Here is a 22,788-nt window from a genome sequence, read left to right on the forward strand (position 1 = left end):
GAACCCGGGCAAGTGCGCGGCTCTCCGAGCGTAATGCTGCGGGAAGTGGACCCGTCCCCGCACGCCAGTGTCAAAATGCACGCATGAACGAGTCTGTGAAGGGTCCCGCCAGCTACTTTCCGTCGATCGAGCAGAAGTACGGTCGTCCGATCACGGAGTGGAAGGGCCTCATCCGATCATCGCCGCTGACCAAGCACATGGAACTGGTCGCCTGGCTCAAGACCGAGCACGGCCTCGGCCACGGCCATGCCAACGCGCTGGTCGCGCACACCCTCGCGGAGGACAGCGGCAAGTGAGCGGTCGTCATCCGGTGCGGCAGGAATCCTGACGCGGCCGGTGCGCCGGTGCGTTCCCTGTGCACCGGCGCACCGGCGGGGAGCCTTTCAGCACCCTTTCAGCGCGTGCTGTGGCGGTGGAGGTTCTCGGTCAGCAGCGCCGCGGCGTCGCTGGCACCGATGCCGCCGCCGTCCTCCGCGGCGGGCAGACACCCGTCAGCGGACCTCGGCCCGGTCATCGCCTCTTCCATCGCGCGGTGCGCGGCGAACAGGCACGGTGTGCTGTAGATCGCCACGCCGACCCCGAGCCCGGCCAGCTCGGTGGGTGACAGGCGTGGTGACTTGCCGCCCGCGATCCGGTTGAAGAGCAGCGGCTTGCCGCCGATGACGTCACGGATCCGGCGGATCGCCCCGACGCTGCGCACCCCGTCGACCAGCACCACGTCCGCGTCGGTCGCCGCCAGGGCTTTGGCGCGGATCAGGAGGTCCTCCTCGTCGGTGGCATCGGTCCGTGCCACGACCAGCAGGTCGGTCCGGCTCGCCAGCACCTGGTTGAGCTTCTCGAGGTGCTCATCGAGCGGCAGTACTTGCTTTCCGTCGGCGTGGCCGCAGCGGTGCGGGCGCCTCTGGTCCTCCGGCACCACCCCCGAAAGGCCCGCCCGCTCCAGGCGCCGCACCACGTGGCAGGCCGGTTCGGGGTCACCGCAACCGTCGTCGATGTCCACGAGCAGGTGATGCCGCGGGAACGCGCCGCGCAGGCGTTCCGCGAACGCCACCATGTCCGGCCAGGCGATGAACCCGATGTCGGGAAGCCCGTAGTACGAGGCGGCGAAGCCGAAACCGGATACGAAGAGACCGTCGCAGTGCCTGGCCGCCAGGGACGCGGAGTACATGTCGTACACGCCGATGAGGCCCGGGCGGGCGTACGCCGATCACGCAGGCTGATCAACGCCGGTTACGCACGCCGGTTGCGGCAGATCACCCCAAAGGTGCCGCGACGCCACTCCTGTTTCTCCCGGCCCGGCCCGGCCGCTCCGCTAGCCATCGAGGTCGTTCGCTCCCGGATCGATCACCTCGTCCAGTACCTTCCGCACCGCCTCGTACGCGGCGGCGAAGACCTCTGCCGCCGGAGCGTCCCGGGAACCGCTCGCCTCGACGGTGTCCGGCCGGGCCCGCCAATGCTCTTCCTGCTGCCCGGCCCAGTCACGAGCCCTGCGCACACGTCGCAGGAGTTCATCCGCGTCCACGACATCGGTCATGTGCGGAACCTACCCACCCGGCGCCCTCGAAGCACCGGTGTTCTTCGGCCACCCGGGCGGACGCGCGGACGGCACCCGTTCGGAGGCACGCTGGAGGCGACGCGGGCGCTTACGGGTACTCGACCGGGCATGCCCCCGAAACCCGGTGAGCCCCACGACGGCCGCCCCGCGCAGCACGGACGTCGGCTCCCGCGACTCCAACGGCGACTGCGGGCCTCGGTCCTCGCGCTCACCTGGGCCCGGGGACGCGAGGTGGAACTCATGCACCGTGCCATGGGTTTCGCGGCACTGAGTTTCCTCACCCTGGTGCCGCTGCTGATCGTCGTCGCCGCGGCCGACCTCGCGAGCGGGCGCGGCTTCGCCCGGTGGATCGTGGCGGGTCTCGGCGTGTCCGAGAGGTCGCAGGAGGAGGTCAAGGAACTGTTCGGCCGGCCGGGCCAGGCACTGCAGCAGACAACGGCGCTCGGCCTCGCGGCGCTGGCCGCTTTCGGGGTGACGTTCGGATCCGCCGTGCAGACCGGGTACGAGCGCGTGTGGGTCCTGCCGACGACGCGGTGGCACACGATGTGGCGTCATGTCGTCTGGCTGGCCGGGCTGGTGGCCGCCCTGCTGCTCTTCGTCATGACGCCCGCCCCCGACGAGTCGCCCGTGGTCGCGACGGTACTGGTCGCCGGCGGTGACCTCATCGGCTTGTTCTTCTTCTTCTGGTGGTCGCAGCGGTTCCTGCTCTGCGGCCGGATCCGCTGGCGCGCGCTCGCGCCGGGGGCCGTGGCGACGGCGGTGGGGCTACTGGGGCTGCGGATCTTCAGCCAGTTCGTCTTCTCGCCGCTGATCGCGTCGAACGCGGTGACGTACGGCCCGATCGGGACCGTGCTGGTTCTGCAGTCCTGGCTGGTGGGAGTGGGATTCGTCGTGTACGGCGGGGCGATGGTCGGGCGGCTGGTCCACGAACGGCGAGTACGGCGCACGCATGCCCCGGGGCCCGGAGAGCCGGTCTGACGGTCCACGCCCCGCGTACGAGGCGCGCGGCGAGGCGGCCCGGGTGAGCCGCCCGGGCCGCCTCCCGGCCCATGGCGGCGGCCGGGTCCCACGTCACGGGCCTGCGCCGGGCGCCGGTCCTCACGGACCTGTGCTTCCACCGGGCGGAGGGCTGGCCGTACGGCGAGGGCTTCGACCACCTCCACTCCGCCGCCGGGGGCCGGGTCGCCGCAGCGGTCCCGCTCACGGGCGGCTGACGGGACCGGTCACGACGGACGGCCGGCGGGACCGGTCACGTCCGCCGAGGAGCCCGACGGACCGCCCCGGCCGCTTGCCGCCGAGCGGGACGGCCGACCGGGCCGGGCCGTCGGTGACCGCCTCCGCCCTCCTGGTCTCATACGCCGCCGCCCTTGTTCCCCTCCGGCCCGGCTGTTCGCGGCGACGCGCGCTGCAAGCGCTCGATCATCCGCGACGCCTCGGCCTTCGTGAGGTCCTGCGGAACGTCCTCGTGCGCCTCGCGGGCCAGGGTGTGCAGGTAGCTCAGCTGCGCGCCGGTGGCCGGCTCGGCACCGGTCACCCACTCCTCGACGTCCTTCTCCGGGTCCTGTTCGCTCATGTCCGGTCCACTACCCCGCATCCCCTGCAGGGCTCCCGCCACGGGCGGCTCCCGCTCCGTACGGCGCAACACGGGTGCCCCGTTCGGCGCAGACCCAGGCCCGGAAGGAGAGGCAGGGGGCTGGTCGCCGGTTTCGTCAACAGGACGACGAGGGGAAGGCAGGAGCCGGTTTCCGTGCCATGCGGTCAGCCGTGTGCGGGGGCTGCGGCGGGTCGATCCCACGACCGAGACGGCGCCGCGCACCGCACCCCGGGTGCCGCCTATGGTGCTGAGGTCTTCTTTCACGGAGGGCTCGGCACCATCGCGGTCGCTCCGGTGCTCTCCCTCATCGGTGCAGCCGCACGGCAGGCCGCGACAGAGCGAGGAAAACGACCGACCATGAAACTGAATCAGGCCATACGCTCCGCCGCGCCGGTCACTGCGGTCGCGGCCGGCTTCCTCGCGACGCTCATCGGGATCACGAGCTCCGTGGCCATCGTCTTCACCGCCGCCAGGGCCGCGGGCGCGGACACCGCCCGACTCGACTCCTGGGTGCTCGCGCTCGGCGTGGGGATGGGCGTCACGTGCATCGGCCTGTCGCTGCGCCACCGCGCGCCGGTGGTCACGGCGTGGTCCACCCCCGGAGCCGCCCTGCTGGCGACCAGCCTGCACGGGGTGACCATGGCGGAGGCCGTGGGCGCGTTCCTCTTCTCGGCCGCCTTGATCACGCTCAGCGGAGTGACCGGCTGGTTCGAGCGGATCATGGACAGGATCCCGGTGGCCCTGGCGTCCGCGCTGCTCGCCGGAGTGCTCGTACAGTTCGGCACCGGCCTGTTCGGTCAGATGGAGGACAACTTCCTCGTCGTCTTCACCATGTTCGCCGTCTATGTGGCAGGCAAGCGGTGGCTCCCGCGGTACGCGGTCCTCGTGGCCCTCGTGGCCGGTGTGACGGCGACCGGCGCGCAGGGATCGTGGAAACTCGGCGGATTCCACGCCTCGCTGGCCGCACCTTCCTTCGTACGCCCGGAATTCTCCTGGCAGGTACTGATCGGCGTGGGCCTTCCCCTCTTCGTGGTCACCATGGCGTCGCAGAACCTGCCGGGCGTCGCCGTACTGCGTAACGCCGGATACGACACCCCCGTCTCGCCCCTGCTCACCTGGACCGGCTGCGTCAACTTCCTGCTGGCCCCCTTCGGCTGCTTCGGGCTCAACCTGGCTGCGATCACCGCGGCGATCTGCACGGGAGAAGAAGCGCACCCGGACCCGCGCAAGCGCTACACGGCCGGTGTCTGGGCCGGCGTCTTCTACCTGTTGATCGGCATATTCGGCGGCGCCGTGGGATGGCTGCTCACCGCCATGCCCCAGGCGCTGGTGCTGGGCATCGCGGGAATCGGTCTCCTCGGCACGATCGGCAGCTCACTCACGTCCTCGCTCGCGGACGTGAACATGCGCGAGCCCGCTGTCGTCACCTTCCTGGCCACGGCCTCCGGGTTCACCCTGCTCGGCATCGGATCCACCTTCTGGGGCCTGTGCGCCGGCGTACTGACCGCGGTGGTGGCCGGCCGACGGCGGAAGCCGGCCGGAGCCGCTCCCGTACAACGGCAGCCGGAGGAGGCAGAGGGAGCCAGGGCGTAGCGGGCCCGTCGGCTCGGTCGGCCCCCGGCGGCGCCCTGCCCGGACGAGCCGGCGAAACCGCAGGTGGTTCCGGCCCGGCCGTTCGGCCGGTGTCCGGCTGCCCGTTGCCATGGAAAGGGAGCGGGCGTCATGGTGTGCGGCCGCGTCCTGTGGGAACGGTCCATCAGCCCTGGGCTGTTGCTCGCGTGCGCCTATCCTGCACACATGACGATCTTGGCGAAGACCGTTCCTCAACCCCTCCGCGGTGAGTGGTGGGAGGAGCCCGTGACACTTCCTCCGGCCGGGGGAGCACCGCAGCTGTGGCTGGTACGGGCGGCCGAGTTCAAGGAAGTCGCGACGGCCCGGGCCGGTGTGCTGGACGCCGCGGAGACGGCCAGGGCGGAGGCGTTCCGCAGGGCCGGGGACCGGGACACGTACGTCGCGGTGCACGTCGCGCTGCGCATGCTGCTCAGCCGCTACCTGGACACCGAGCCCCAGGACATACCGCTGGTCCGGCTGGACTGCCCGTCGTGCGGCGGGCCGCACGGCCGACCGGCCGTGAAGGGGCAGCCGGTGCACTTCTCGCTCTCGCACAGTGCCGGTCTCGGACTGCTGGGGTTCGCCGCGACCCCTGTCGGCGTGGACGTGGAGGAGGTCCCGCGGCCCGGGACCGTCGAGGAGATCGCGGCGATGCTGCACCCGCGGGAGACCGCGGAGCTGGCCGGGTACGAGGACGTCGACCGGCCCCATGCGTTCGCCCGGGCCTGGGCACGCAAGGAGGCGTACCTGAAAGGGCTGGGCACCGGGCTTGCGCGCGGCCTTTCCACCGACTACCTGGGCACGGCGCAGGTCCCCGGCGCCGACCTCCCGGGCTGGCGGATCGGCGACGCCGATGTGGGCGACCACCACGCGGCGGCCGTCGCCGTACGCCACTGACGGCCAAGGGCGCGACGGCCGTCAGGCGAGGCGGGACGCGAGGGCACCGTCCGGATGGGCCGACTGGCGGAACGTCCTCGACCGGTTCAACGCAGTCGACGGGTACGGCGGGGAATACCTCCCCGCACCTGTTTCGCTGAACGCCACCACCAGACCACGCAAGAACCTGCCGTGACCACGGCGCCCAGTTGAAAGGCACTCCCGTGACCCGGCCCGCCGCCACTCCGACCGTCGAGCGCAACGATGCCGAACACCGTTACGAGATCCTGCTCGACGGTACGGTCGCCGGCCTGACCGCATACCGCGACCGCGGCGATCAGCGCGTCTTCCACCACACGGAGATCGACGACGCCTTCGCCGGCCAGGGACTGGCCTCGCACCTCGTGCGGCAGGCGCTCACCGACGTCCGCGCCGCGGGGAAGCGCATAGTGCCGGTCTGCCCCTACGTGGCCAAGTACCTCCAGAAGCACGGCGAGTTCAGCGACATCACCGACTCCGTGACCCCCGACGTGCTGCGGTGGCTCCGCACGGAAATCGGCTGACCGCTCGCCGCGCAAGAACGGCCGCCGGCCGGGCTGGGCCCGGGGGACGCCGCCACGCACGAGCGCGCAGTACACCCATGGCACCTCATTATTTGTATGAGGCAGTCAAACTGAGACAATTCAGGAATGCAGTCGCCCCATGCCGGTCCCGCTCGCCGGGGGGCGGGCATGCCCCCGATCGGCCCTGGCGGGGGAGACCTGCCAGGACCCTTCGTCCGGAGCGGAAAGAAACTCTCCGGGCGATGCGGACTCCGATGAGCCCGCTACGCGGCCGTCTGCGCGTCCAGGGCCTCAAGCAGCCAGTCGTGCGCGACTCCGGGGGTCGGTTCCGGCCGCCCGCCCGGCGGGGTGGCGACCTCGGCCACCAGCTCCCAGTACCGGTCGATGCGGGGGTCGGAGGCAAGCTGCCCGGCCAGCAGGCGGCGGAACTCCGGAGTGTCCCGGGTGCCGTAGACACTCGCGTACGCGGCGACGAAGCAGTCCAGCGCCTCGCCCGGGGCCGGGACCCGGTTCCGCCGCAGCTGCCCGCCCGCGAGCTCGTACGCCTCGGCCAGGCCCGCGTACAGCACGGCCGACCCGCGGCTGCCCGCGGTCTTGTGCGCCTCCGGCTGGCAGCGCTCCACGCTCCCGCACGGGCGGGCCGCCAGCGCGTACAGCCGGGCGAAGGCCAGCACCTGCGCCGGGGACGGGTCGTCGGGCGGTTGCACCACTGCCACCTCCAGGAACGCGGCGGTGGCCCGGGCCGGCATCCGCGGCGGCAGCCAGGCGCGCCAGAACCGGGCCAGTGCCTCGGTGCTCGGCGGGGCGGCCACGGCGCCGATCAGCCGCAGTCGGTCGGCCCGCTCCCCGGGCAGGCACTCCTGCACCAGCCGCAGCCCCGCCTCCCGCCACCGCAGGGCCCTGAGCTGGGAGCCGAGCGTACGCAACTGCCCGGCGACGGCGTCCTCCAGGACCCGGCCCGCCGCGTCCTCCTCGTCGAGGATCCGGTGCACCTCGGGAACCGGCAGGTCGAGGGCGCGCAGCGAACGGATCAGGCGCAGCCGGTCGAGCGCCTCCGGGCCGTAGCGGCGGTGTCCCCCCGCGCTGCGGGAAGCCTCCGGCAGCAGACCGCGGTCGGAGTAGAACCGGACGGTCTTGACGGTGACGCCCGCGTGCTCGGCGAGTTCGCCGATGCTGCACAGGCCGTCGCGCGACGTGAACACTTGAACCTCCCTCAGGGGGAGTTCCTACCGTACCGGCGAGCGCGGACGGCCATCGGGCCAGGCCGCGGACGGCTTACTGAGGAGAGGGTCATGACCGCATTCATCCTGGTGCCGGGCACGTTCACCGGCGCACACGTCTGGGAGGACGCGGCCGCGCGACTGGCCGCGGCGGGCGCCGAGGTCCACACGCCGGACCTCACCGGACTCGGCGCGCGAAGCGGCCCCGCGCGTCCCGGCACGGACCTGGAGACACACATCGAGGACGTGCTGGCGGCGATCGACTCCGTCGACGCCGCGACCGGGCGGGAGATCGTGCTGGTCGGCCACGACTACGGCATCCACCCGGTGCTGGGCGCCGCCGACCGGCGCGCGGAGCGCGTCTCCCGGATCGTCTACCTGGACGCCGGTATGCCGCAGGACGGGGTCCCGGCCCTGGCGGCGGTGCCCGACCAAACCCTGCGCGAACAACTGGCCGAGCGCGCCGCACGGGGCGGAGTGACCGGCGAGCTGCCGCCCCCGGCCCGCGACGAATGGCAGCGCTGGGGCAGCACCGCGGGTGTTCCCGAGGAGGCGCTGGACCGGCTCACCGCCCGCGCCGCGCCGCAGCCGCTGGGCACTCTGCTCCAGCCGCTCCGGCTGACCGGCGCGGTGGCCGCGGTACCCGTCACCGGAGTGCTGTGCACCGGTAACGGCGCGGGCATCGAGATGCTCCAGATACGGGTGAGCTTCGGCGACCCCGCCTTCGAGGCCCTGACCGGTCCCCGCGTGACGTTCTTCGAACTCCCCACCGGCCACTGGCCGATGCTGTCCTGTCCCGAAGAGCTGGCGGAGGTCCTGCTGCGCGCCGCGGCGGGGGAGGGCCACCGGCTGAAGCCGGCCGGGACCACCGAACCGCCGCCGCACCTGCGGCCGTTCCTGCTGGACCTGCCCGAACCCGCCCGTGAGCGGACCGGGAACGTCGACCTGTACCTGCCCGCGGCCGAGGGCCCGTGGTCGGCGGTGGTCTTCGTGCACGGCGGCCCGGTGCCCGCCGAGGCGCGCCCGACCCCGCGGGAGTGGCCGACCCTGACGGGGTACGCCCGGTACGCGGCCGGGCAGGGCGCGGTGGGCGTGACCTTCGACCACCGCCTCCACGACGTCACCGACTACGAGCGCGCCGCCGCGGACACGGCCGCCGCGGTGGAGCTGGTCCGGGCCGATCCGCGGGTCGACCCGGACCGGGTGGCACTGTGGTTCTTCTCGGGCGGCGGTCCGATGGCGGCGGACTGGCTGGAGGCGCCCCCGGCGTGGCTGCGCTGCCTGGCGGCCAGCTACCCGATCATGGCGCCGCTGCCGAACTGGGGACTGCCCGGGGGGCGGTTCCACCCGGCGGACGCGGTGGCGGCCGCGGGCGGTCTGCCCCTCGTGCTCACCCGGGCGGGGCTCGAGATGCCCGAGATCGCCGCCACCGTCGCGGAGTTCCTCGCCGCGGCCGAGGACCACGGGGCCGACGTGGAGGTGATCGACGTGCCGAACGGCCACCACAACTTCGAGGTGCTGGACCCGACCGACGAGTCGCGCGAGGCCGTGCACCGCGCGATGCGTTCGGTGCTGGCACACCTGACGGCCTGAGACGGGCCGCTCCGACCGGCCCGGCCGGGCCCCGCCGCGCACTCGGCGGGGACCGGCCGGGGCCTGTGCGCTCCCCGCCCCGAGGCCCGGACGGGGCTGCGTACAGCACGAGGGCGAGGGACCCGGCCGGAGTGGCGTCGCGCCGACCGGCCCGGACCGCCCGGGCACCGGGAAAACCGCGCGGAGGGGAGGGGCCGGGCCCCCGTGGCAGTGGGCCCGCCTGCGCGGACCGGACCCGCGAGACGGCCGGCGGGAGAGCGACGCCGCGAGGGCGGCCCGGATCCGGACGAAGGACACCCTGCGCGTCGCCCTCCACCGGCGCCTGTGACCCGACGGCACGGCGGGCGGGAGCCGGGCGGGCGCGACCGGTTCCACGGCGCGCCCCCACAGCTGTGCGCCCACGGTCAAGCCGGTGTGCACACGGTGCCGACCAGCACCGTGCGAACGGACGTGGCGTCCCGGTGTGCAGCCTCGCTGACGGCGCAGGGAACGCATCCGTCCACCCAAGGAACAGGCTGAACCATGACTGACCACAGCCCCGCCGACCCCGTCCGGGAACCGGCTGCCGCCGCGTTCGCCGAAGCCGTCTCCCAGCCCTCGTTCCTCTTCCGGACACCACCCGCGGAGGGGCGTGAGGCGGTCGATGATGTGCAGTCCGGTGCGGTGGAGAAGCCGGATGCGGACGAGGAGTGGGCCACTGTTCCTGTCGCGTCCTCGGGTGCGGTCGGGGTGGATCGTCCGGCCGGCGGGTTCCGAGGGTGATCCGCCGGTCATTCTCTGCGTCCATGGGGCGGGGTGGGTGTTCGGCAACGCGCGTACCCATGACCGGCTGGTGCGCGAGCTCGCGGTCGGTGCCGATGCCGCGGTGGTCTTTCCCGAGTACGGGCTCTCGCCCGAGGCGCGTTATCCGGTGGCCGTCGAGCAGAACTGGGCGGTCGCCCGCTGGATCGTGACCGAGGGGGCGGGCGCCGACCTGGCCGGCACCCTCTCCGGTGCGCTCGGCCTGCTGCTGGCCGCGGTCGCGATGTACGCGGCCTTCGCGCTGATGCTGGAGGACATGCGGGGCCGGGAAGTCCTGCCGATCGGCCGCAGCGGGCCCGCACACACCGCCGTCGAGGGCGATCTGACGGTGCGGCTGCGCGACCTCGAACGCCAGGCGGGCGTACGCCGCACCCTCTGACCGCCACCGCCACCGCCACCGCCACCGCCACCGCCACCGCCACCGCCACCGCCACCGCCACCGCCAGTGGCGGGCCGCCCAGAGGATCGCCCCGGAGCGCGCACCGGGGATCTCCGCCCCCTGCCTCGTCCTCCGGGAGCCGCACGAGAACCGCCCGAAGGCCGCCTTTCCCCTGTGGACCGGTCCGCAGGGGAAAGGCGGCCTTCGGCACCGCGTGGCGTCAGTCCTGTCCGCCCCGTGCTCAGGACCCTTGCCCCGGTGAGGACAGGCGTTCCGGCGGACGGGTGCGCATGCGCGGGCGGTGGACGACGGGTGACGGCGGGAGGGCAACCGGACGCCGATCGGGACCGGTTGCCGCCCACCGCAACCCGTCGGCCGGGAGCGCTGGACCGGGCGGTGCGCCGGGATCAGACCGCCGGGGCCGGGTAGGTCGGGTACTCCACGCCGGACACGTGCTGGACGACGCGGATGACCTGGCAGGAGTAGCCGAACTCGTTGTCGTACCACAGGTAGAGGATCGCGTTGTCGCCGTCGACCTTGGTGGCGCCGGCGTCGACGATCGAGGCGTGGCGCGAGCCGATGAAGTCGCTCGAGACCGCGTCGGGAGCGGTGGTGAAGTCGATCTGGCGCTTGAGCGGCGAGGTCAGCGACACGTTGCGGAGGTAGTCGAGGACCTCCTCACGCGTGGTCTCGCGCTCGAGTCGCAGGCTGAGGATCGCGATCGAGACGTCCGGCACCGGCACGCGGATCGAGCTGCCGGTGATCGGCGCCTCGAGCTCGGGCAGTGCCTTGGCGACGGCGGAGGCGGCACCGGTCTCGGTGATCACCATGTTGAGCGGCGCCGAGCGGCCACGGCGGTCGGCCTTGTGGTAATTGTCCAGCAGGTTCTGGTCGTTGGTGAACGAGTGGACGGTCTCCACGTGGCCGCGCAGGACGCCGTACTCGTCGGCCATCGCCTTCAGCGGCGGGACGATCGCGTTGGTGGTGCAGGACGCGCAAGACAGGATCTGGTCGTCCGGCTTGATCGTGTCGTGGTTGACGCCGTGCACGATGTTGGGGACGTCGCCCTTGCCCGGCGCGGTCAGGACGACCTTGTCGATGCCGGGGCGCAGGTGGGTCGACAGGCCCTCGCGGTCGCGCCACTTGCCGGTGTTGTCGATGAGGATGGCGTCCTTGATGCCGTACGCCGTGTAGTCGACCTCCGACGGGTCGCCGGCGTAGATCACCTTGATCTCGTTGCCGTTGGCGACGATCGTGCTGTTCGCCTCGTCGACGGTGATCGTGCCCTGGAACTGACCGTGGATGGAGTCACGGCGCAGCAACGAGGCGCGCTTGACGAGATCCTCGGCGGCCCGGCCACCGCCCGGGCGGACGACGATGGCGCGCAGCCGCAGGCCGTTGCCGGAGCCGGCCTTCTCGATGAGCAGGCGGGCGACGAGGCGGCCGATGCGGCCGAAGCCGTAGAGGACGACGTCGCGCCCCTCGCTGCGCTCGATCTTGTTGGCGCCGGTGGCGCCGGCGACGGCCTCGGCGGTGAACTCCTCGACGGAGAAACCGCGGTCGTCGGCCTTGTACGTGGCGGCGAGCATGCCGATGTCGATCTGGGAAGGGCCGAGATCGAGCGTGGTGAGAGCCTGCAGGAACGGCAGCGTCTCGGTGACCGAGAGCTCTCCGCCGGCGATCTGCCGGGCGAAACGGTGGGTCTTGAGGATGCTGACCACTGACTTGTTCACCAAGGAGCGGCTGTGAAGCAGGACCGTGACATCACGCTCCCGGTGTAGCTTCCCGATGATGGGGATCATCGACTCCGCGATCTCCTCGCGGTTCTTCCAGTTGGTGAACGAGTCGTCATTGACAGTCACAGGTTTATCTTTCGAGCTAGGCGGCGCTCATATGCTAACCCCACCGCTGCTTTGATCATCCAGGTGGTGCCACCTGGGCGGGATGCCGGGCTCGGGCCTATGGCCCGGCCGGGGCGGGGAGTGGCCTGCCGGGTGGCCTGAAGATGCTTGAGCTGGCGGGATCCGGGCCGCTGACTAGGATGCGGGTATGAGACGGCAGGCGTGGCACGAGGCCCGGCCCGGTGGCGGGCTGCGGGTGTACGCGCTCCTTGTGCTGGCCGTGCTGGCGGGTTTGGTGGCCATGCACGGCTTGGGTCCCGCTGTCCCTCCGGTGTCGTCCTCCGCCATGCCGGAGGTCCGCCACGCGGTCATGGCCGCGGCCTCGTCGCACTCCGGCGCGGCCGAGTGCGAGGACTGTGTCCACGCCGGCCGTGACGACGGTGATAACGGCGGACATGCCGAGCACGCCGACGACACGTGCGCTGCCAGTGGTACGAGCGGAGCGCCCGCAGTGCCCGACCCGGCCCTGGCCGGGGCCGTTGCGTGCCCGGCCGCGGACGTACCCGCCCTCGTCCCCGCGGCGACGCCGGGCGGGCGAGCCCCGCCCTCGTTGAGCGAACTGCAACTCCTGCGCATATAGGCCGGCCCGCTGCGCCTGCCCCCGTCGGGCGGTGCCGCCGCCAAGAGCCATGCCCGTTGAGCACACACGCAGGAGTCGCACCACCATGACCGCACACCGTTCCCTGACCCGCCGTGCCGCCGCTGTGGCGGCCGCGGCCACCACAGCCGTCGTACTCGCCGCCTGCGGCGGGGGAAATGGCAGCTCCGCCGGCCACGACGGCCACGAGACCTCCTCGCCCAGCGCGACGGCCTCTGCCCAGCAGGGTGAGCACAACGCCGCCGACGTCGCCTTCGCGAAGGGGATGATCCCGCACCACCGTCAGGCGGTCGAGATGGCCGATCTGGCGCAGTCCCGGGCGCAGTCCGCCGAGGTCGAGAAGCTGGCCGCGGAGATCGAGAAGGCGCAGGACCCGGAGATCAGGACGCTGTCCGGGTGGCTCACCGCCTGGGGCGAGGAAGTCCCCGGGGAGGGCCGGGACGCCGGGCACGGCGGCCACTCCATGTCCGGAATGATGACACCGGAGGAGATGGACGAGCTGGAGAAGGCTTCCGGCACGGCGTTCGACACCGCATTCCTCAAGATGATGATCAAGCACCACGAAGGCGCGGTCGAGATGGCGAAGACCGAGCGGTCCGACGGTGCCTACAAGCCCGCCAGGGACATGGCCGGTGACATCGTCACCTCGCAGAGCGCCGAGATCGCGCGCATGAACGAGCTGCTCGGCGACAACTGACCCCACGGGCCGGCTGCGGGGGCGGCCACCAGCCACCCCCGCAGCGCGAGCTCACAGCTGGCAGGAGACATCCAGCAGCTTGAGGGGCTTCTGCGCGTCCAGGTCGACGTACGCGGTGAAGTGCCGCTTGTCGTTCGCGCCCCAGTGAGTGGTGGCCGTCGCCCAACCGACCCCCGCCGACTGCGCGGTGGTCACCTTGCCGATCGAGATGTTCTGCGGCGTGTTCTGGGCGCACAGCAGCAGGTCGTAGTCGGGGGTGATGGCGGCCCGTTCCTTGAGGTCGGGCGCCACCTGGTGCTCGCGCTGCCAGGGGGACGGGCCGTGCTTGCCGTAGAAGCCGACCAGGAAGCGGTGGATCTCCGCGGCGGTCCAGCGGCTGTCCGGGGTGGGCTCGGCCGTCGGAGCGGTCCGCACGGCCGGGGTGTCGTGGGCGGTCGTGGCGGCCCGGTCCGGCTGGGCGGCGGCCGGAGAGGTCGCGGCCATGGCCAGGGTGAGGCCGACTGCGGCGGCGCACGCGGTGGCGACAGCGGTGGCACGCGAAGCTGCACGGGGCATCAGATGTCCTCGACTTCCGTTTCTACGCGCACTGTCCAGTCTGGCCACTGAGACACACGGATGCGCCGAATGGTTGCGGCCCCCACGCCCGAATCCTCCCCCGGTATCCATTGTGCGGCGGCCGCTGTCCACCGGTTGGCCGTACGGATGACGCCGCAGTGGTGGACTCCGGCGGGCGCACAAGCTCCGTGGAACTCCTCGCCCGCCACGACGGCCCGCCTACCGGGAGGCACCGCCGCCGAGGAGTGCGGTGAGTACCTGCTCGGCGAAGTCCAGACCTGCCTGCTCCCGCGGGGTCAGGGTGGTGGGGGTGACATCGGCGGGCACCGCGGTGGCGGTCCCGGAGGCGAGCAGGACGGCTGCGAGGGAAGCGGTGAGGGCAAGGGCGAAACGACGGCGCATGGTTCTGTCCCTTCGGCGCGTACGAGGATTCCGTCCCATCCTCACCGTGCGACGGGCCCGCTTGTGCGTCCCCGGCCCCGGACAGCTTGTTTTCGCCGGGTACGTCACCCGATACGGTCAGGCGCCTCACCCGTCGGGAGTCACTGTGCCGAGGCCGGAAAGCCTCTCCCGTAACGGCTGGGCCTTCGAACTCCGGCCCCTGCCCGGCCGGGTCAGGGGCGCTGAGGCGCCGCGGGCTCCGCCGGCGCGGACGACGGCTCGGGGCGAGGGGGCTTGAAACAGGCGGTGACCGTCTTGCCGTGCTGCTGCGCATGGGTCTGCCAGCTGTCGGCGAGGGCCTGCACGATGCTGACGCCCCTTCCCGAAACGGCCCCCGGGTCCGGGTTCCTGGGCTTGGGCACGGCGGAGGCCTCGTCGTGGACGTTCACGTGCAGGCAGGTGCTGTCCCAGGTGAGCACCAGCTGGGCGTCACTGCGGGCGTGCAGGTGCGCGTTGGTGAGGAGCTCGGAGACCGCCAGTACGATCTCGTCCACGGTCTCGGGTGCCCCGGCGGCCCAGGGGAGGGTCTCCAGCTGGCTACGCGTCCACTTCCGCCCTTCGCGTACGCCCTTGCCTGCGGGGAACGTGCGGGCCCATCCGGTCGCTTTGACAGCCATGGCATTCTCTCCGGAGTTCTCGTCCAGCAACGACTGCGGAACGTCTACCCTCTGCGGCCCGGATCACCTCGGCGCCGTACATCCGGGCCGAGCGGGGGCGGGGTCCGGGCCCCGTGCGAAGGACGGTGGGGCCGCTGCCCCGATCAGGCGGGGTGGCCCGGCGACAGGTCGGCGACGTCGGTGAGGCCGAGCAGCCGGGCGCGGCCGGGCGGGCGTGGGGACTCGGCCACCGGTGCCAGGAGGAAACCCAGGTGGTCTCCCCCCGCGAAGCGGTCCAGGACACGTCCGACGAACCAGGCACAGACGTCGGTCAGTACCGGCGTGCCACCGTCCTGCGGCTGCCACGCGACGCGCTCGAACTTGTCGACACGGTCACCGGTCCCGCCGCCGAACAGCCCGGCCGGTGCTCTGTCCTCACGACGCAGCAGATGCGCGCCCAGGTGCGAGGCCTGTCGGGCCACGCGGTAGGTGCGATTGGCCGTGGACAGCCACACCATGAACCGGGGCGGACGGATTGAGCACTGGGAGGCGAACCCCACCAGGCATCCCGACCGCTCTCCTGCCGCTGCGGCCGTCACGACATACATCGGATAGTCGAGCAGATCAGTGAACGTGTCGAGCTCCACGAGCCGACCGTACCCGGCCGGCGGCCCCGCGAGGGCGCGTCGGTGACCGCGAGTCCGTGAGAGCGTTCTGCGGAACCGGCGGCCGGGCGGGCCGCCCACGACCGGGAAGGCGGGTCAGCCGGTGAAGGCGCCGGGAGTGCTTCCCTCGCCGTTCTTGCCCCCGTCCGTCCGCCCGCCCGGCGCTCCGCCGCTCACCGGAGTGCTGACGGACAGCGGAGTCGCGATGTCCTCGAGGGACTTGCCCTCCGCCGCGACGGCGAAGAACACCGCCACCACACCCGCGGCCACCATCAGCGACGCGCCGATGCAGAACGCGAGTACGGCGTCTCCCACGACTCCGCTCCCCGTGAGCTCCGCGAACAGCAGCGGCCCGGAAATACCGCCGGCCGCCGTGCCGATGGCGTAGAAGAAGGCGATCGCCATCGCGCGGGTCTCCATCGGGAAGATCTCGCTGACCGTGAGGTAGGCGGAACTCGCGCCGGCGGAGGCGAAGAAGAGGACGACGGCCCAGCACACGGTCATGGTCGTCGCGTCGAGCCAGCCGCTGTTGAAGAACCACGCGGTGACGAAGAGCAGCAGCCCCGAGAGGATGTAGGTGCCGGCGATCATCGGCTTGCGGCCCACCGTGTCGAACAGCCGCCCCAGCAGCAGTGGCCCGAGGAAGTTGCCGAAGGCGATGGCCGCGAAGAAGTACCCCGTCGACCCGCTGGACACGTCGAAGAACTTCACCAGGATCGAGCCGAAACCGAAGGTGATGGCGTTGTACAGGAACGCCTGCCCGATGAAGAGCGCGAAGCCGAGCACCGCGCGCTTGGGGTAGGAGCGGAACAGCGTCCGGCCGATCTCGACGAATCCGATACTGCGCCGCTGCTCGATGGTGATGGCCGTCCCGGGTTCGGGCAGGCGCTTCCCGGTCTCCTCCTCGATCTCGCGTTCCACCCCGGTGACGAGTTCCTCCGCGCCTTCCGGGCGTCCGTGGATGAACATCCAGCGCGGACTCTCCGGCACGTGCCGGCGGACCAGCAGGATCACCAGGCCGAGTACGACACCGAGGGCGAAGGTGAGCCGCCAGCCGATGTCCTTGGGGAAGATGTCGGTGTTGAGGGCAAGGACCGACAGCAGGGCGCCGCCCATCGCACCGAGCCAGTAGCTGCCGTTGATGATGAGGTCCACGCGTCCCCGGTACTTACTGGGGATCAGCTCGTCGATGGCCGAGTTGATGGCCGCGTACTCGCCGCCGATGCCGAAGCCGGTGAGGAAACGGAAAAGGAAGAACCACCACGAGGAGTAGGACAGGGCGGTCATCGCGGTCGCCGCCAGATAGACCGCCAGGGTGATGAGGAACAGCTTCTTGCGGCCGTACCGGTCGGTGAGCCAGCCGAAGAACAGGGCACCGGAACAGGCGCCGGCCACATAGAGGGCGGCGGCGACTCCGGTGACTTGCGCGTCCGTGATCGGCAGCCCGCTGCCCTCCTCCGAGAGGCGGCTCGCGACATTGCCGACGACGGTCACTTCGAGGCCGTCGAGGATCCACACGGTGCCCAGCCCGATCACGATCATCCAGTGCCACCTCGACCACGGGAGGCGGTCGAGTCTGGCCGGGACTTTGGTGGTGATGGTGCCGGTCCCCACGCGTTCGGTCTGACTCATCGTGCGCTTCCTCCTAGCAGCGACTCCATCGGCGCCCAAGGGGCCGGATCCAACTACCCCTGATCAAACTGGGCAAACCGCTCGGTAATCGCTGCCGGGCCCGTCCAGGGACGCGGGCCGGCGGACGACGGACGGGGAAACAAGTGAACATGCCTGCTCTGTTCGTTTCAGGCCCCGGCCGGGACTCCGTCTCCGCCCCGGACCGAACCCCATGACATCGAAGAACCGGCTTCCTCCGAAGCCCGGGAGTGGTTCGGCGAAACGGCTCTTGCGAGCAGTGCCGGCGCCGCCTCTGCGTTGTGCCTGTCCCGCGCTCCCCTGTGCCACAGGCATATGCGGAAGGCCTGCTCCGCTGTCCGGCACACCAGGACCCGGCACTGACCCGGCACCGGCCACCCGACCGGAACAGCCCGCCGGGGGACCGGCGGGCTGTTCCGCGACATCGCGGAGGGGGGCTCCGGTGTGTCTGCGCCCCTGGCGGGTTCCGGTGCGCCTACGGCTCCGGCGGGGTCCTTGTGGCCGCCTGCGTCCGCACCGCCCCCATGCTCGCCGCGACGACCAGCACGATCGCCAGCCCCTCCGCGGGCGAAAGGGCCTGACGCAGTACGAGGAAACCGGCCGTGGCGGCGATCGCCGGCTCCAGGCTCATCAGCACCGCGAACGTCGCAGCGGGCAGCCTGCGCAGTGCCAGCAGTTCCAGCGTGTACGGCAGGACCGACGACATCAGCGCCACCGCGAACCCCAGCCCCAGCGTCGAGGGAACGAACAGCCGGGCCCCCGCCTCCACGAGCCCGAACGGCAGGCTCAGCAGCGCGCCGGCCCCCATCGCCAGCGCCAGCCCGTCCGCCTGCGGAAAGCGCCGTCCGGTACGGGCGCTGAAGACGATGTACGCCGCCCACATGCCGCCCGCCGCCAGGGCGAACGCCGCACCGGCCGGATCGAGCCGGTCGAAGCCCCCTCCGCCGAGCAGTGCCACGCCGCCGAGGGCGAGCCCCGCCCACAGCAGGTTCACCAGCCTGCGCGAGACGAACACCGACAGGGCGAGCGGACCCAGTACCTCCAGGGTGACCGCCGCACCCAGCGGGATACGGTCCACGGCCTGGTAGAAGAGCATGTTCATCCCGCCCATGGCGGCGCCGAAGGCGAGGACGGTGGCCCAGTCGGCGCGGGAGTGCCCGCGCAGCCGAGGCCGGCAGACCGCGAGCAGCACCAGGGCGGCGAGCACCAGCCGCAGCGTGACCACTCCGAGCGCACCGGCCCGCGGCATCAGCAGCACGGCGACGGCCGCCCCGAACTGCACCGAAAGACCGCCCGCGACGACGAGCGCCACAGGCCCCAGGGAACGCCGGGCGACGGAGGGCGGCGCGGCGGCGCCGCCGGACGCCCGTGCCGCCACGCCCGCCGCCTCCGGCAGTACGACCGCCGCGCCCGCCCGCACGCCGGTGCCCGCGTCCGCGGACCGCGTGTCCTTCACTCCAGCCTCCCCGGTCCCTTCGCCCCGTTCCGTCCTCCCCACGCTACGGACCCGGGCGGAACACGTGAAATGCCGTTCTCGCTGCGGTTATGCTCCACACGCATGAGCATCGAGCTGCGTCATCTCCGCTGCTTCCTCGCCATCGCGGAGGAGTCCAACGTGACCAGGGCCGCGGCCCGGCTGGGCCTTACCCAGCCCAGCGTCTCCCGTACACTCGCCTCGCTCGAGAAGCGGATGGGCGTGCGGCTGGTGGACCGCTCCACGCACCACCTCGCCCTCACGGCGGAGGGCCGGGTCTTCCGCGACAAGGCCGCCGCCGCCGTCGCCGCCTTCGACGAGGCGCTCGACGCCGGACGGCTGCCGCACCGGCCCCTGCGGCTCGGACACGCCTGGTCGGCCCTCGGCCCGTACACCACCCCGCTGCTGCGCCGCTGGCAGCGGGAACATCCGGACACCCCGCTCGAACTGCTGAGGATCGACGACCGTACGGCGGGACTCGCCCGCGGCGAGGTCGACGCCGCCGTACTGCGTGGCCCGGTGGACACGCCCGGCCTGGTCACCGAGCTGCTGTTCACGGAGCCCAGGGTCGCGGCCGTACCGTCGGACGACCCGCTCGCGGCGCGGGCGTCGCTGACCCTGGCGGACCTCGCGGCCGGCCCGGTCGTCCTGAACACGGTCTCGGGTCTGACGACGCCGGACCTGTGGCCCGAGGAGATCCGGCCCACGGCGACGGTCACGGTGGCCAACACGGACGACTGGCTCACCGCGATCGCCGCGGGCCGCGGCACGGGGGCGTCGGTGGCCTCCACCGCCCAGATGCACGCGCATCGCGGTGTGACGTACCGGCCGTTGACCGACGCCCCGAGCGCCCCCGTCTTCCTGGCCTGGCGCAGCGCGTCCCCGCATCCGGCCGTCCGTCGGCTGGTGGCCCTGGCGCGGGCGGTGGCCGGAGCGCGCTGACGCGCCTTCGCGTCGACAGGTCCGGCAGGTCCGGCACGGCGGCGACGCTGCTCCCCAGTGATTCCTGTCGCCTTCCGTTGCCGCGGAGGTGTTGACGTGTCTTCGTCACGGCCTTACCGTCCGATCGACTGGTCAGACCACGTTCGACATCTCGGACGAAATGAGGAGTTCATGCCGCCCCTGGACCGACGACGTTTTCTCCGCGGTGCGACGCTCGTCGCGGCGGTGCCACTGGTGTCGTCCCTGCCCGGGGCCCCGGTCACCGCAGCGCCCCGGACCCCGCCCCGCACCGCGCCCGCCGGTGGCGCCGGCGTCGCGCCGCCGGCTCCGTCCGCCTGGAAAGTGCGGCCCTTCGCGCTCAAGGACGTGACGCTCGGCAGCGACGGAGTCTTCGCCGCCAAGCGCGACCTGATGCTCGATCACGGCCGTGGCTACGACGTCGACCGGCTGTTGCAGGTCTTCCGCGCCAACGCCGGGCTCTCCACCCGTGACGCGGTCGCTCCCGGCGGCTGGGAGGGTCTCGACGGCGAGGCGAACGGAAACCTCCGCGGCCACTACACGGGCCACTTCCTCACCATGCTCTCCCAGGCGTACGGGAGCACCGGGGAGGCGGCCTACTCCGACAAGGTCCGCTACATGATCGGCGCCCTGACCGAGGTCCGCGAGGCGCTGCGCCGCGATCCGGCCGTGCTCGGCGTCCCGGGGAGGTTCGGTACGGCCGCCGAGAACGTGCGCGGCTCCCACCAGTACGTCGACCTGCCCGCCGGCGTCCTCGGCGACTCACCCTCCCTCACCCTCTCCGCCTGGGTGAAGCCCACGCACGACGCCGACTGGACCCGCGTCTTCGACTTCGGCGACGACACCACCCGCTACCTCTACCTGGCCGCCCGCAACGCGAACGGCCACCCCCGCTTCGCCCTCACCACCAGCGGTCCCGGCGGCGAGCAGAGCGTCGACGGCACCGCCCCGCTGCCGCTGAACCGGTGGAGCCACCTCGCGGTGACGCTCACCGGCACCACCGCGACGCTCTACGTCAACGGCGCCGCCGTCGGCCGGAACGCCGCGACGACCCTCGGCCCGGCGGCGCTCGGAACCCTCGCCCACCACTGGCTCGGCCGCTCGCACTTCCCCGCCGACCCCGTCTTCGCCGGAGCCTTCGACCGGGTCGACATCTGGTCGCGGGCGCTGACCGCCACCGAGATCGCCGGACTCCAGGACACGCCCGCCGACCGGTCCTCCGCGGGCGCCGGCGACCTGGCCTCGTACCGCTTCGACGAGACGAGCGGCTCCACCTTCGCCGACTCCTCCGGTCGCGGGCTCCACGCCACCCTGCGCCGCACCTGGGGCGCGCCGAGCCACCCCGGTTTCCTCGCGGCGTACCCGGAGACGCAGTTCATCACCCTGGAGTCGATGACCGCCGGCAACTACACCGTGGTGTGGGCGCCGTACTACACCGCCCACAAGATCCTGCGCGGACTCCTCGACGCGTATCTGAGCACCGGTGACCCCCGGGCGCTCGACCTCGCCGAGGGCATGTGCGACTGGATGTACTCCCGGCTGTCCAAGCTGCCCGCCACCACCCTGCAGCGCATGTGGGGGATCTTCTCCAGCGGCGAGTTCGGCGGCATCGTCGAAGCGATCTGCGATCTGTACGCGGTCACCGGGAAGCGCGAACACCTGGCGCTGGCCCGGCTCTTCGACCTCGACCGGCTCATCGACGCCTGTGTCGCGGGCGAGGACATCCTGAACGGCATGCACGCCAACCAGCACATCCCCATCTTCACCGGGCTGGTCCGGCTGTACGACGAGACCGGCGAGGAGCGGTACCTCACCGCGGCGAAGAACTTCTGGGGCATGGTCGTCCCGACCCGGATGTACGGCATCGGCGGCACCAGTACCGCGGAGTTCTGGAAGGCGCCCGGGGCCGTCGCCGCAACGCTCAGCGACACCAACGCCGAGACCTGCTGCGCGTACAACCTGCTCAAGCTGAGCCGGACGCTGTTCTTCCACGAGCAGGACCCGGCGTACATGGACTACTACGAGCGGGCGCTCCACAACCAGATCCTCGGCTCCAGGCAGGACCGGCCGGACGCGGAGAAGCCGCTCGTCACCTACTTCGTCGGGCTGCGGCCCGGACACGTGCGCGACTACACGCCCAAGGCGGGTACGACGTGCTGCGAGGGCACCGGCATGGAGAGCCACACCAAGTACCAGGACTCGGTGTACTTCGCGCGGCCCGACGGCACCGCCCTGTACGTCAACCTCTACAGCCCCACCACGCTCACCTGGGCGGAGAAGGGCGTGACCGTCACCCAGACGACCGACTACCCGAGGGAGCAGGGGTCCACGATCACCGTCCGGGGCCGCCGGGCCGCCTTCGACCTGCTGCTGAGGGTGCCGGCCTGGGCGCGGGACGGCTTCCGGGTGACCGTCAACGGCAGAACGGTGAAGGGGACTCCGGTCCCCGGCAGCTACTTCGCCGTGTCCCGTACCTGGCGTGACGGGGACACCGTGCGCGTGAGGGTCCCCTTCCGGCTGCGGGTGGAGAAGGCCCTGGACGACCCGTCCGTCCAGACCCTGTTCTACGGTCCGGTCAACCTCGTGGGCCGGGACGCCCGCACGGACTACCTCCGCCTCGGGCTCTACCGCAACGCCGCGCTCTCCGGGGACCTGCTGCCCAGCCTCACCCCCGTGACGGGCGAGCCGCTGCACTACATCCTCGACGGTGTCGAGTTCGCGCCCTTCTCCGAGGGGACGGAGGACCCCACCCACGCCTACTTCCGGCGCACCGAGCCGCAGATCGTCTTCGGCACCACGGAGTCCGGCGTCGCCAACCCGGCACGGCCCGACGGCGCCACGCTCCTCGACGAGATCTGGGACGCCGCCCCCTTCGCGGACAAGCCGGCCCTGGTGAGGCGCGTGGAGTCCACGGTGGACACCTGGGTGGCCGCGGGACTGCTCGGCGCGGCCGATGGCCGGAAGGTGGTGGGCACGGCCAAGCGGGCCTCTTACGCGGACAGGTGACGGTGACGTACGGCGCGCGCTCGTGGCTCCGGGGCGCGACGAACGGCATTTAC

22 protein-coding genes and 1 pseudogene are annotated in these 22,788 nt (G+C 72.0%); 12 read left to right on the plus strand and 11 right to left on the minus strand.

Annotated features, from left to right (window positions below; translation table 11 throughout):
• Positions 1 to 83 precede the first annotated feature (83 nt).
• A complete protein-coding gene (locus tag BN1555_RS31605) occupies positions 84 to 296 on the plus strand; it encodes a DUF4287 domain-containing protein (RefSeq protein WP_093802573.1) in 213 nt (70 codons plus the stop codon).
• Positions 297 to 394: 98 nt separating this feature from the next.
• On the opposite strand, the gene BN1555_RS31610 is transcribed toward BN1555_RS31605, so the two are convergent.
• Positions 395 to 1,177 carry an isocitrate lyase/PEP mutase family protein gene (locus BN1555_RS31610; protein WP_255306288.1) on the minus strand — a complete coding sequence of 261 codons (783 nt, stop codon included), beginning with the start codon at positions 1,175 to 1,177 and terminating at the stop codon, positions 395 to 397.
• 135 nt (positions 1,178 to 1,312) lie between these two features.
• The gene (locus BN1555_RS31615; protein WP_093802574.1) at positions 1,313 to 1,534 is read right to left on the minus strand and encodes a hypothetical protein; all 222 of its coding nucleotides are present in this window, start codon (positions 1,532 to 1,534) and stop codon (positions 1,313 to 1,315) included.
• Positions 1,535 to 1,663: 129 nt separating this feature from the next.
• Here BN1555_RS31615 and BN1555_RS31620 point away from each other — a divergent pair, with 129 nt between their 5' ends.
• Together BN1555_RS31620 and BN1555_RS39240 are read left to right on the plus strand one after the other, a co-directional pair.
• A complete protein-coding gene (locus BN1555_RS31620; RefSeq protein ID WP_093802575.1) occupies positions 1,664 to 2,533 on the plus strand; it encodes a YhjD/YihY/BrkB family envelope integrity protein in 870 nt (289 codons plus the stop codon).
• A 71-nt stretch (positions 2,534 to 2,604) separates the two neighbouring features.
• Positions 2,605 to 2,769, plus strand: coding sequence for a hypothetical protein (locus BN1555_RS39240; RefSeq protein WP_176710193.1), 165 nt, complete (start codon positions 2,605 to 2,607; stop codon positions 2,767 to 2,769).
• A gap of 137 nt (positions 2,770 to 2,906) precedes the next feature.
• On the opposite strand, the gene BN1555_RS31625 is transcribed toward BN1555_RS39240, so the two are convergent.
• Positions 2,907 to 3,128: a DUF3072 domain-containing protein gene (locus tag BN1555_RS31625; protein ID WP_093802577.1), complete on the minus strand. Its 222-nt coding sequence runs from the start codon at positions 3,126 to 3,128 to the stop codon at positions 2,907 to 2,909.
• Positions 3,129 to 3,506: 378 nt separating this feature from the next.
• On the opposite strand from BN1555_RS31625, the gene BN1555_RS31630 reads away from it, so the two are divergent.
• The 3 genes from BN1555_RS31630 (at position 3,507) to BN1555_RS31640 (ending at position 6,199) form a co-directional block, all read left to right on the plus strand.
• Positions 3,507 to 4,742, plus strand: a complete 1,236-nt coding sequence (locus BN1555_RS31630) for a benzoate/H(+) symporter BenE family transporter (RefSeq protein WP_093802578.1) — start codon at positions 3,507 to 3,509, stop codon at positions 4,740 to 4,742.
• 204 nt (positions 4,743 to 4,946) lie between these two features.
• Positions 4,947 to 5,657 carry a 4'-phosphopantetheinyl transferase family protein gene (locus BN1555_RS31635; protein ID WP_093803787.1) on the plus strand — a complete coding sequence of 237 codons (711 nt, stop codon included), beginning with the start codon at positions 4,947 to 4,949 and terminating at the stop codon, positions 5,655 to 5,657.
• Positions 5,658 to 5,860: 203 nt separating this feature from the next.
• Positions 5,861 to 6,199 carry a GNAT family N-acetyltransferase gene (locus BN1555_RS31640; RefSeq protein WP_093802579.1) on the plus strand — a complete coding sequence of 113 codons (339 nt, stop codon included), beginning with the start codon at positions 5,861 to 5,863 and terminating at the stop codon, positions 6,197 to 6,199.
• A gap of 263 nt (positions 6,200 to 6,462) precedes the next feature.
• Here the strand turns inward: BN1555_RS31640 and BN1555_RS31645 are convergent, their stop codons facing one another.
• Complete coding sequence (locus tag BN1555_RS31645; RefSeq protein ID WP_093802581.1) at positions 6,463 to 7,401, minus strand: helix-turn-helix domain-containing protein; 939 nt, start codon at positions 7,399 to 7,401, stop codon at positions 6,463 to 6,465.
• Between the two features lie 90 nt (positions 7,402 to 7,491).
• Here BN1555_RS31645 and BN1555_RS31650 point away from each other — a divergent pair, with 90 nt between their 5' ends.
• A complete protein-coding gene (locus BN1555_RS31650) occupies positions 7,492 to 9,012 on the plus strand; it encodes an alpha/beta hydrolase (protein WP_093802582.1) in 1,521 nt (506 codons plus the stop codon).
• A gap of 522 nt (positions 9,013 to 9,534) precedes the next feature.
• A pseudogene (locus BN1555_RS31655) lies at positions 9,535 to 9,976 on the plus strand (alpha/beta hydrolase); the annotation flags it as partial.
• Between the two features lie 623 nt (positions 9,977 to 10,599).
• On the opposite strand, the gene BN1555_RS31660 reads toward BN1555_RS31655, so the two are convergent.
• Positions 10,600 to 12,054 (minus strand): glyceraldehyde-3-phosphate dehydrogenase, encoded by a 1,455-nt coding sequence (locus BN1555_RS31660; protein WP_093802583.1) that lies wholly within the window; start codon positions 12,052 to 12,054, stop codon positions 10,600 to 10,602.
• Between the two features lie 187 nt (positions 12,055 to 12,241).
• Between BN1555_RS31660 and BN1555_RS31665 the strand changes: the two genes are divergently transcribed.
• Together BN1555_RS31665 and BN1555_RS31670 are read left to right on the plus strand one after the other, a co-directional pair.
• Complete coding sequence (locus BN1555_RS31665) at positions 12,242 to 12,673, plus strand: DUF6153 family protein (protein ID WP_093802585.1); 432 nt, start codon at positions 12,242 to 12,244, stop codon at positions 12,671 to 12,673.
• A gap of 85 nt (positions 12,674 to 12,758) precedes the next feature.
• Positions 12,759 to 13,388, plus strand: coding sequence for a DUF305 domain-containing protein (locus BN1555_RS31670; protein ID WP_093802586.1), 630 nt, complete (start codon positions 12,759 to 12,761; stop codon positions 13,386 to 13,388).
• 51 nt (positions 13,389 to 13,439) lie between these two features.
• On the opposite strand, the gene BN1555_RS31675 is transcribed toward BN1555_RS31670, so the two are convergent.
• The 6 genes from BN1555_RS31675 to BN1555_RS31700 all read right to left on the minus strand — a co-directional run bounded on the left by BN1555_RS31675 (position 13,440) and on the right by BN1555_RS31700 (position 18,673).
• Entirely contained in the window at positions 13,440 to 13,943 is a 504-nt protein-coding gene (locus BN1555_RS31675; RefSeq protein WP_093802588.1) for a hypothetical protein, read from the minus strand.
• A 219-nt stretch (positions 13,944 to 14,162) separates the two neighbouring features.
• Positions 14,163 to 14,345 (minus strand): hypothetical protein, encoded by a 183-nt coding sequence (locus BN1555_RS31680; protein ID WP_093802589.1) that lies wholly within the window; start codon positions 14,343 to 14,345, stop codon positions 14,163 to 14,165.
• 212 nt (positions 14,346 to 14,557) lie between these two features.
• A complete protein-coding gene (locus BN1555_RS31685) occupies positions 14,558 to 15,001 on the minus strand; it encodes an ATP-binding protein (protein WP_093802590.1) in 444 nt (147 codons plus the stop codon).
• Between the two features lie 143 nt (positions 15,002 to 15,144).
• Positions 15,145 to 15,588, minus strand: a complete 444-nt coding sequence (locus tag BN1555_RS31690) for a flavin reductase family protein (protein WP_093803789.1) — start codon at positions 15,586 to 15,588, stop codon at positions 15,145 to 15,147.
• A 153-nt stretch (positions 15,589 to 15,741) separates the two neighbouring features.
• On the minus strand, positions 15,742 to 17,277 hold the full coding sequence (locus BN1555_RS31695) for an MFS transporter (RefSeq protein WP_093802592.1): 1,536 nt from the start codon (positions 17,275 to 17,277) through the stop codon (positions 15,742 to 15,744).
• A 493-nt stretch (positions 17,278 to 17,770) separates the two neighbouring features.
• Positions 17,771 to 18,673 carry an EamA family transporter gene (locus BN1555_RS31700; RefSeq protein ID WP_255306467.1) on the minus strand — a complete coding sequence of 301 codons (903 nt, stop codon included), beginning with the start codon at positions 18,671 to 18,673 and terminating at the stop codon, positions 17,771 to 17,773.
• A gap of 180 nt (positions 18,674 to 18,853) precedes the next feature.
• Here BN1555_RS31700 and BN1555_RS31705 point away from each other — a divergent pair, with 180 nt between their 5' ends.
• Together BN1555_RS31705 and BN1555_RS31710 are read left to right on the plus strand one after the other, a co-directional pair.
• Positions 18,854 to 19,711, plus strand: coding sequence for a LysR family transcriptional regulator (locus BN1555_RS31705; protein WP_093802593.1), 858 nt, complete (start codon positions 18,854 to 18,856; stop codon positions 19,709 to 19,711).
• A gap of 171 nt (positions 19,712 to 19,882) precedes the next feature.
• Positions 19,883 to 22,735 carry a beta-L-arabinofuranosidase domain-containing protein gene (locus BN1555_RS31710; RefSeq protein ID WP_093802595.1) on the plus strand — a complete coding sequence of 951 codons (2,853 nt, stop codon included), beginning with the start codon at positions 19,883 to 19,885 and terminating at the stop codon, positions 22,733 to 22,735.
• Positions 22,736 to 22,788: the final 53 nt, after the last annotated feature.

The organism is Streptomyces sp. Wb2n-11 (assembly GCF_001049855.1).
In the GTDB taxonomy this organism is placed as follows: domain Bacteria; phylum Actinomycetota; class Actinomycetes; order Streptomycetales; family Streptomycetaceae; genus Streptomyces; species Streptomyces altiplanensis.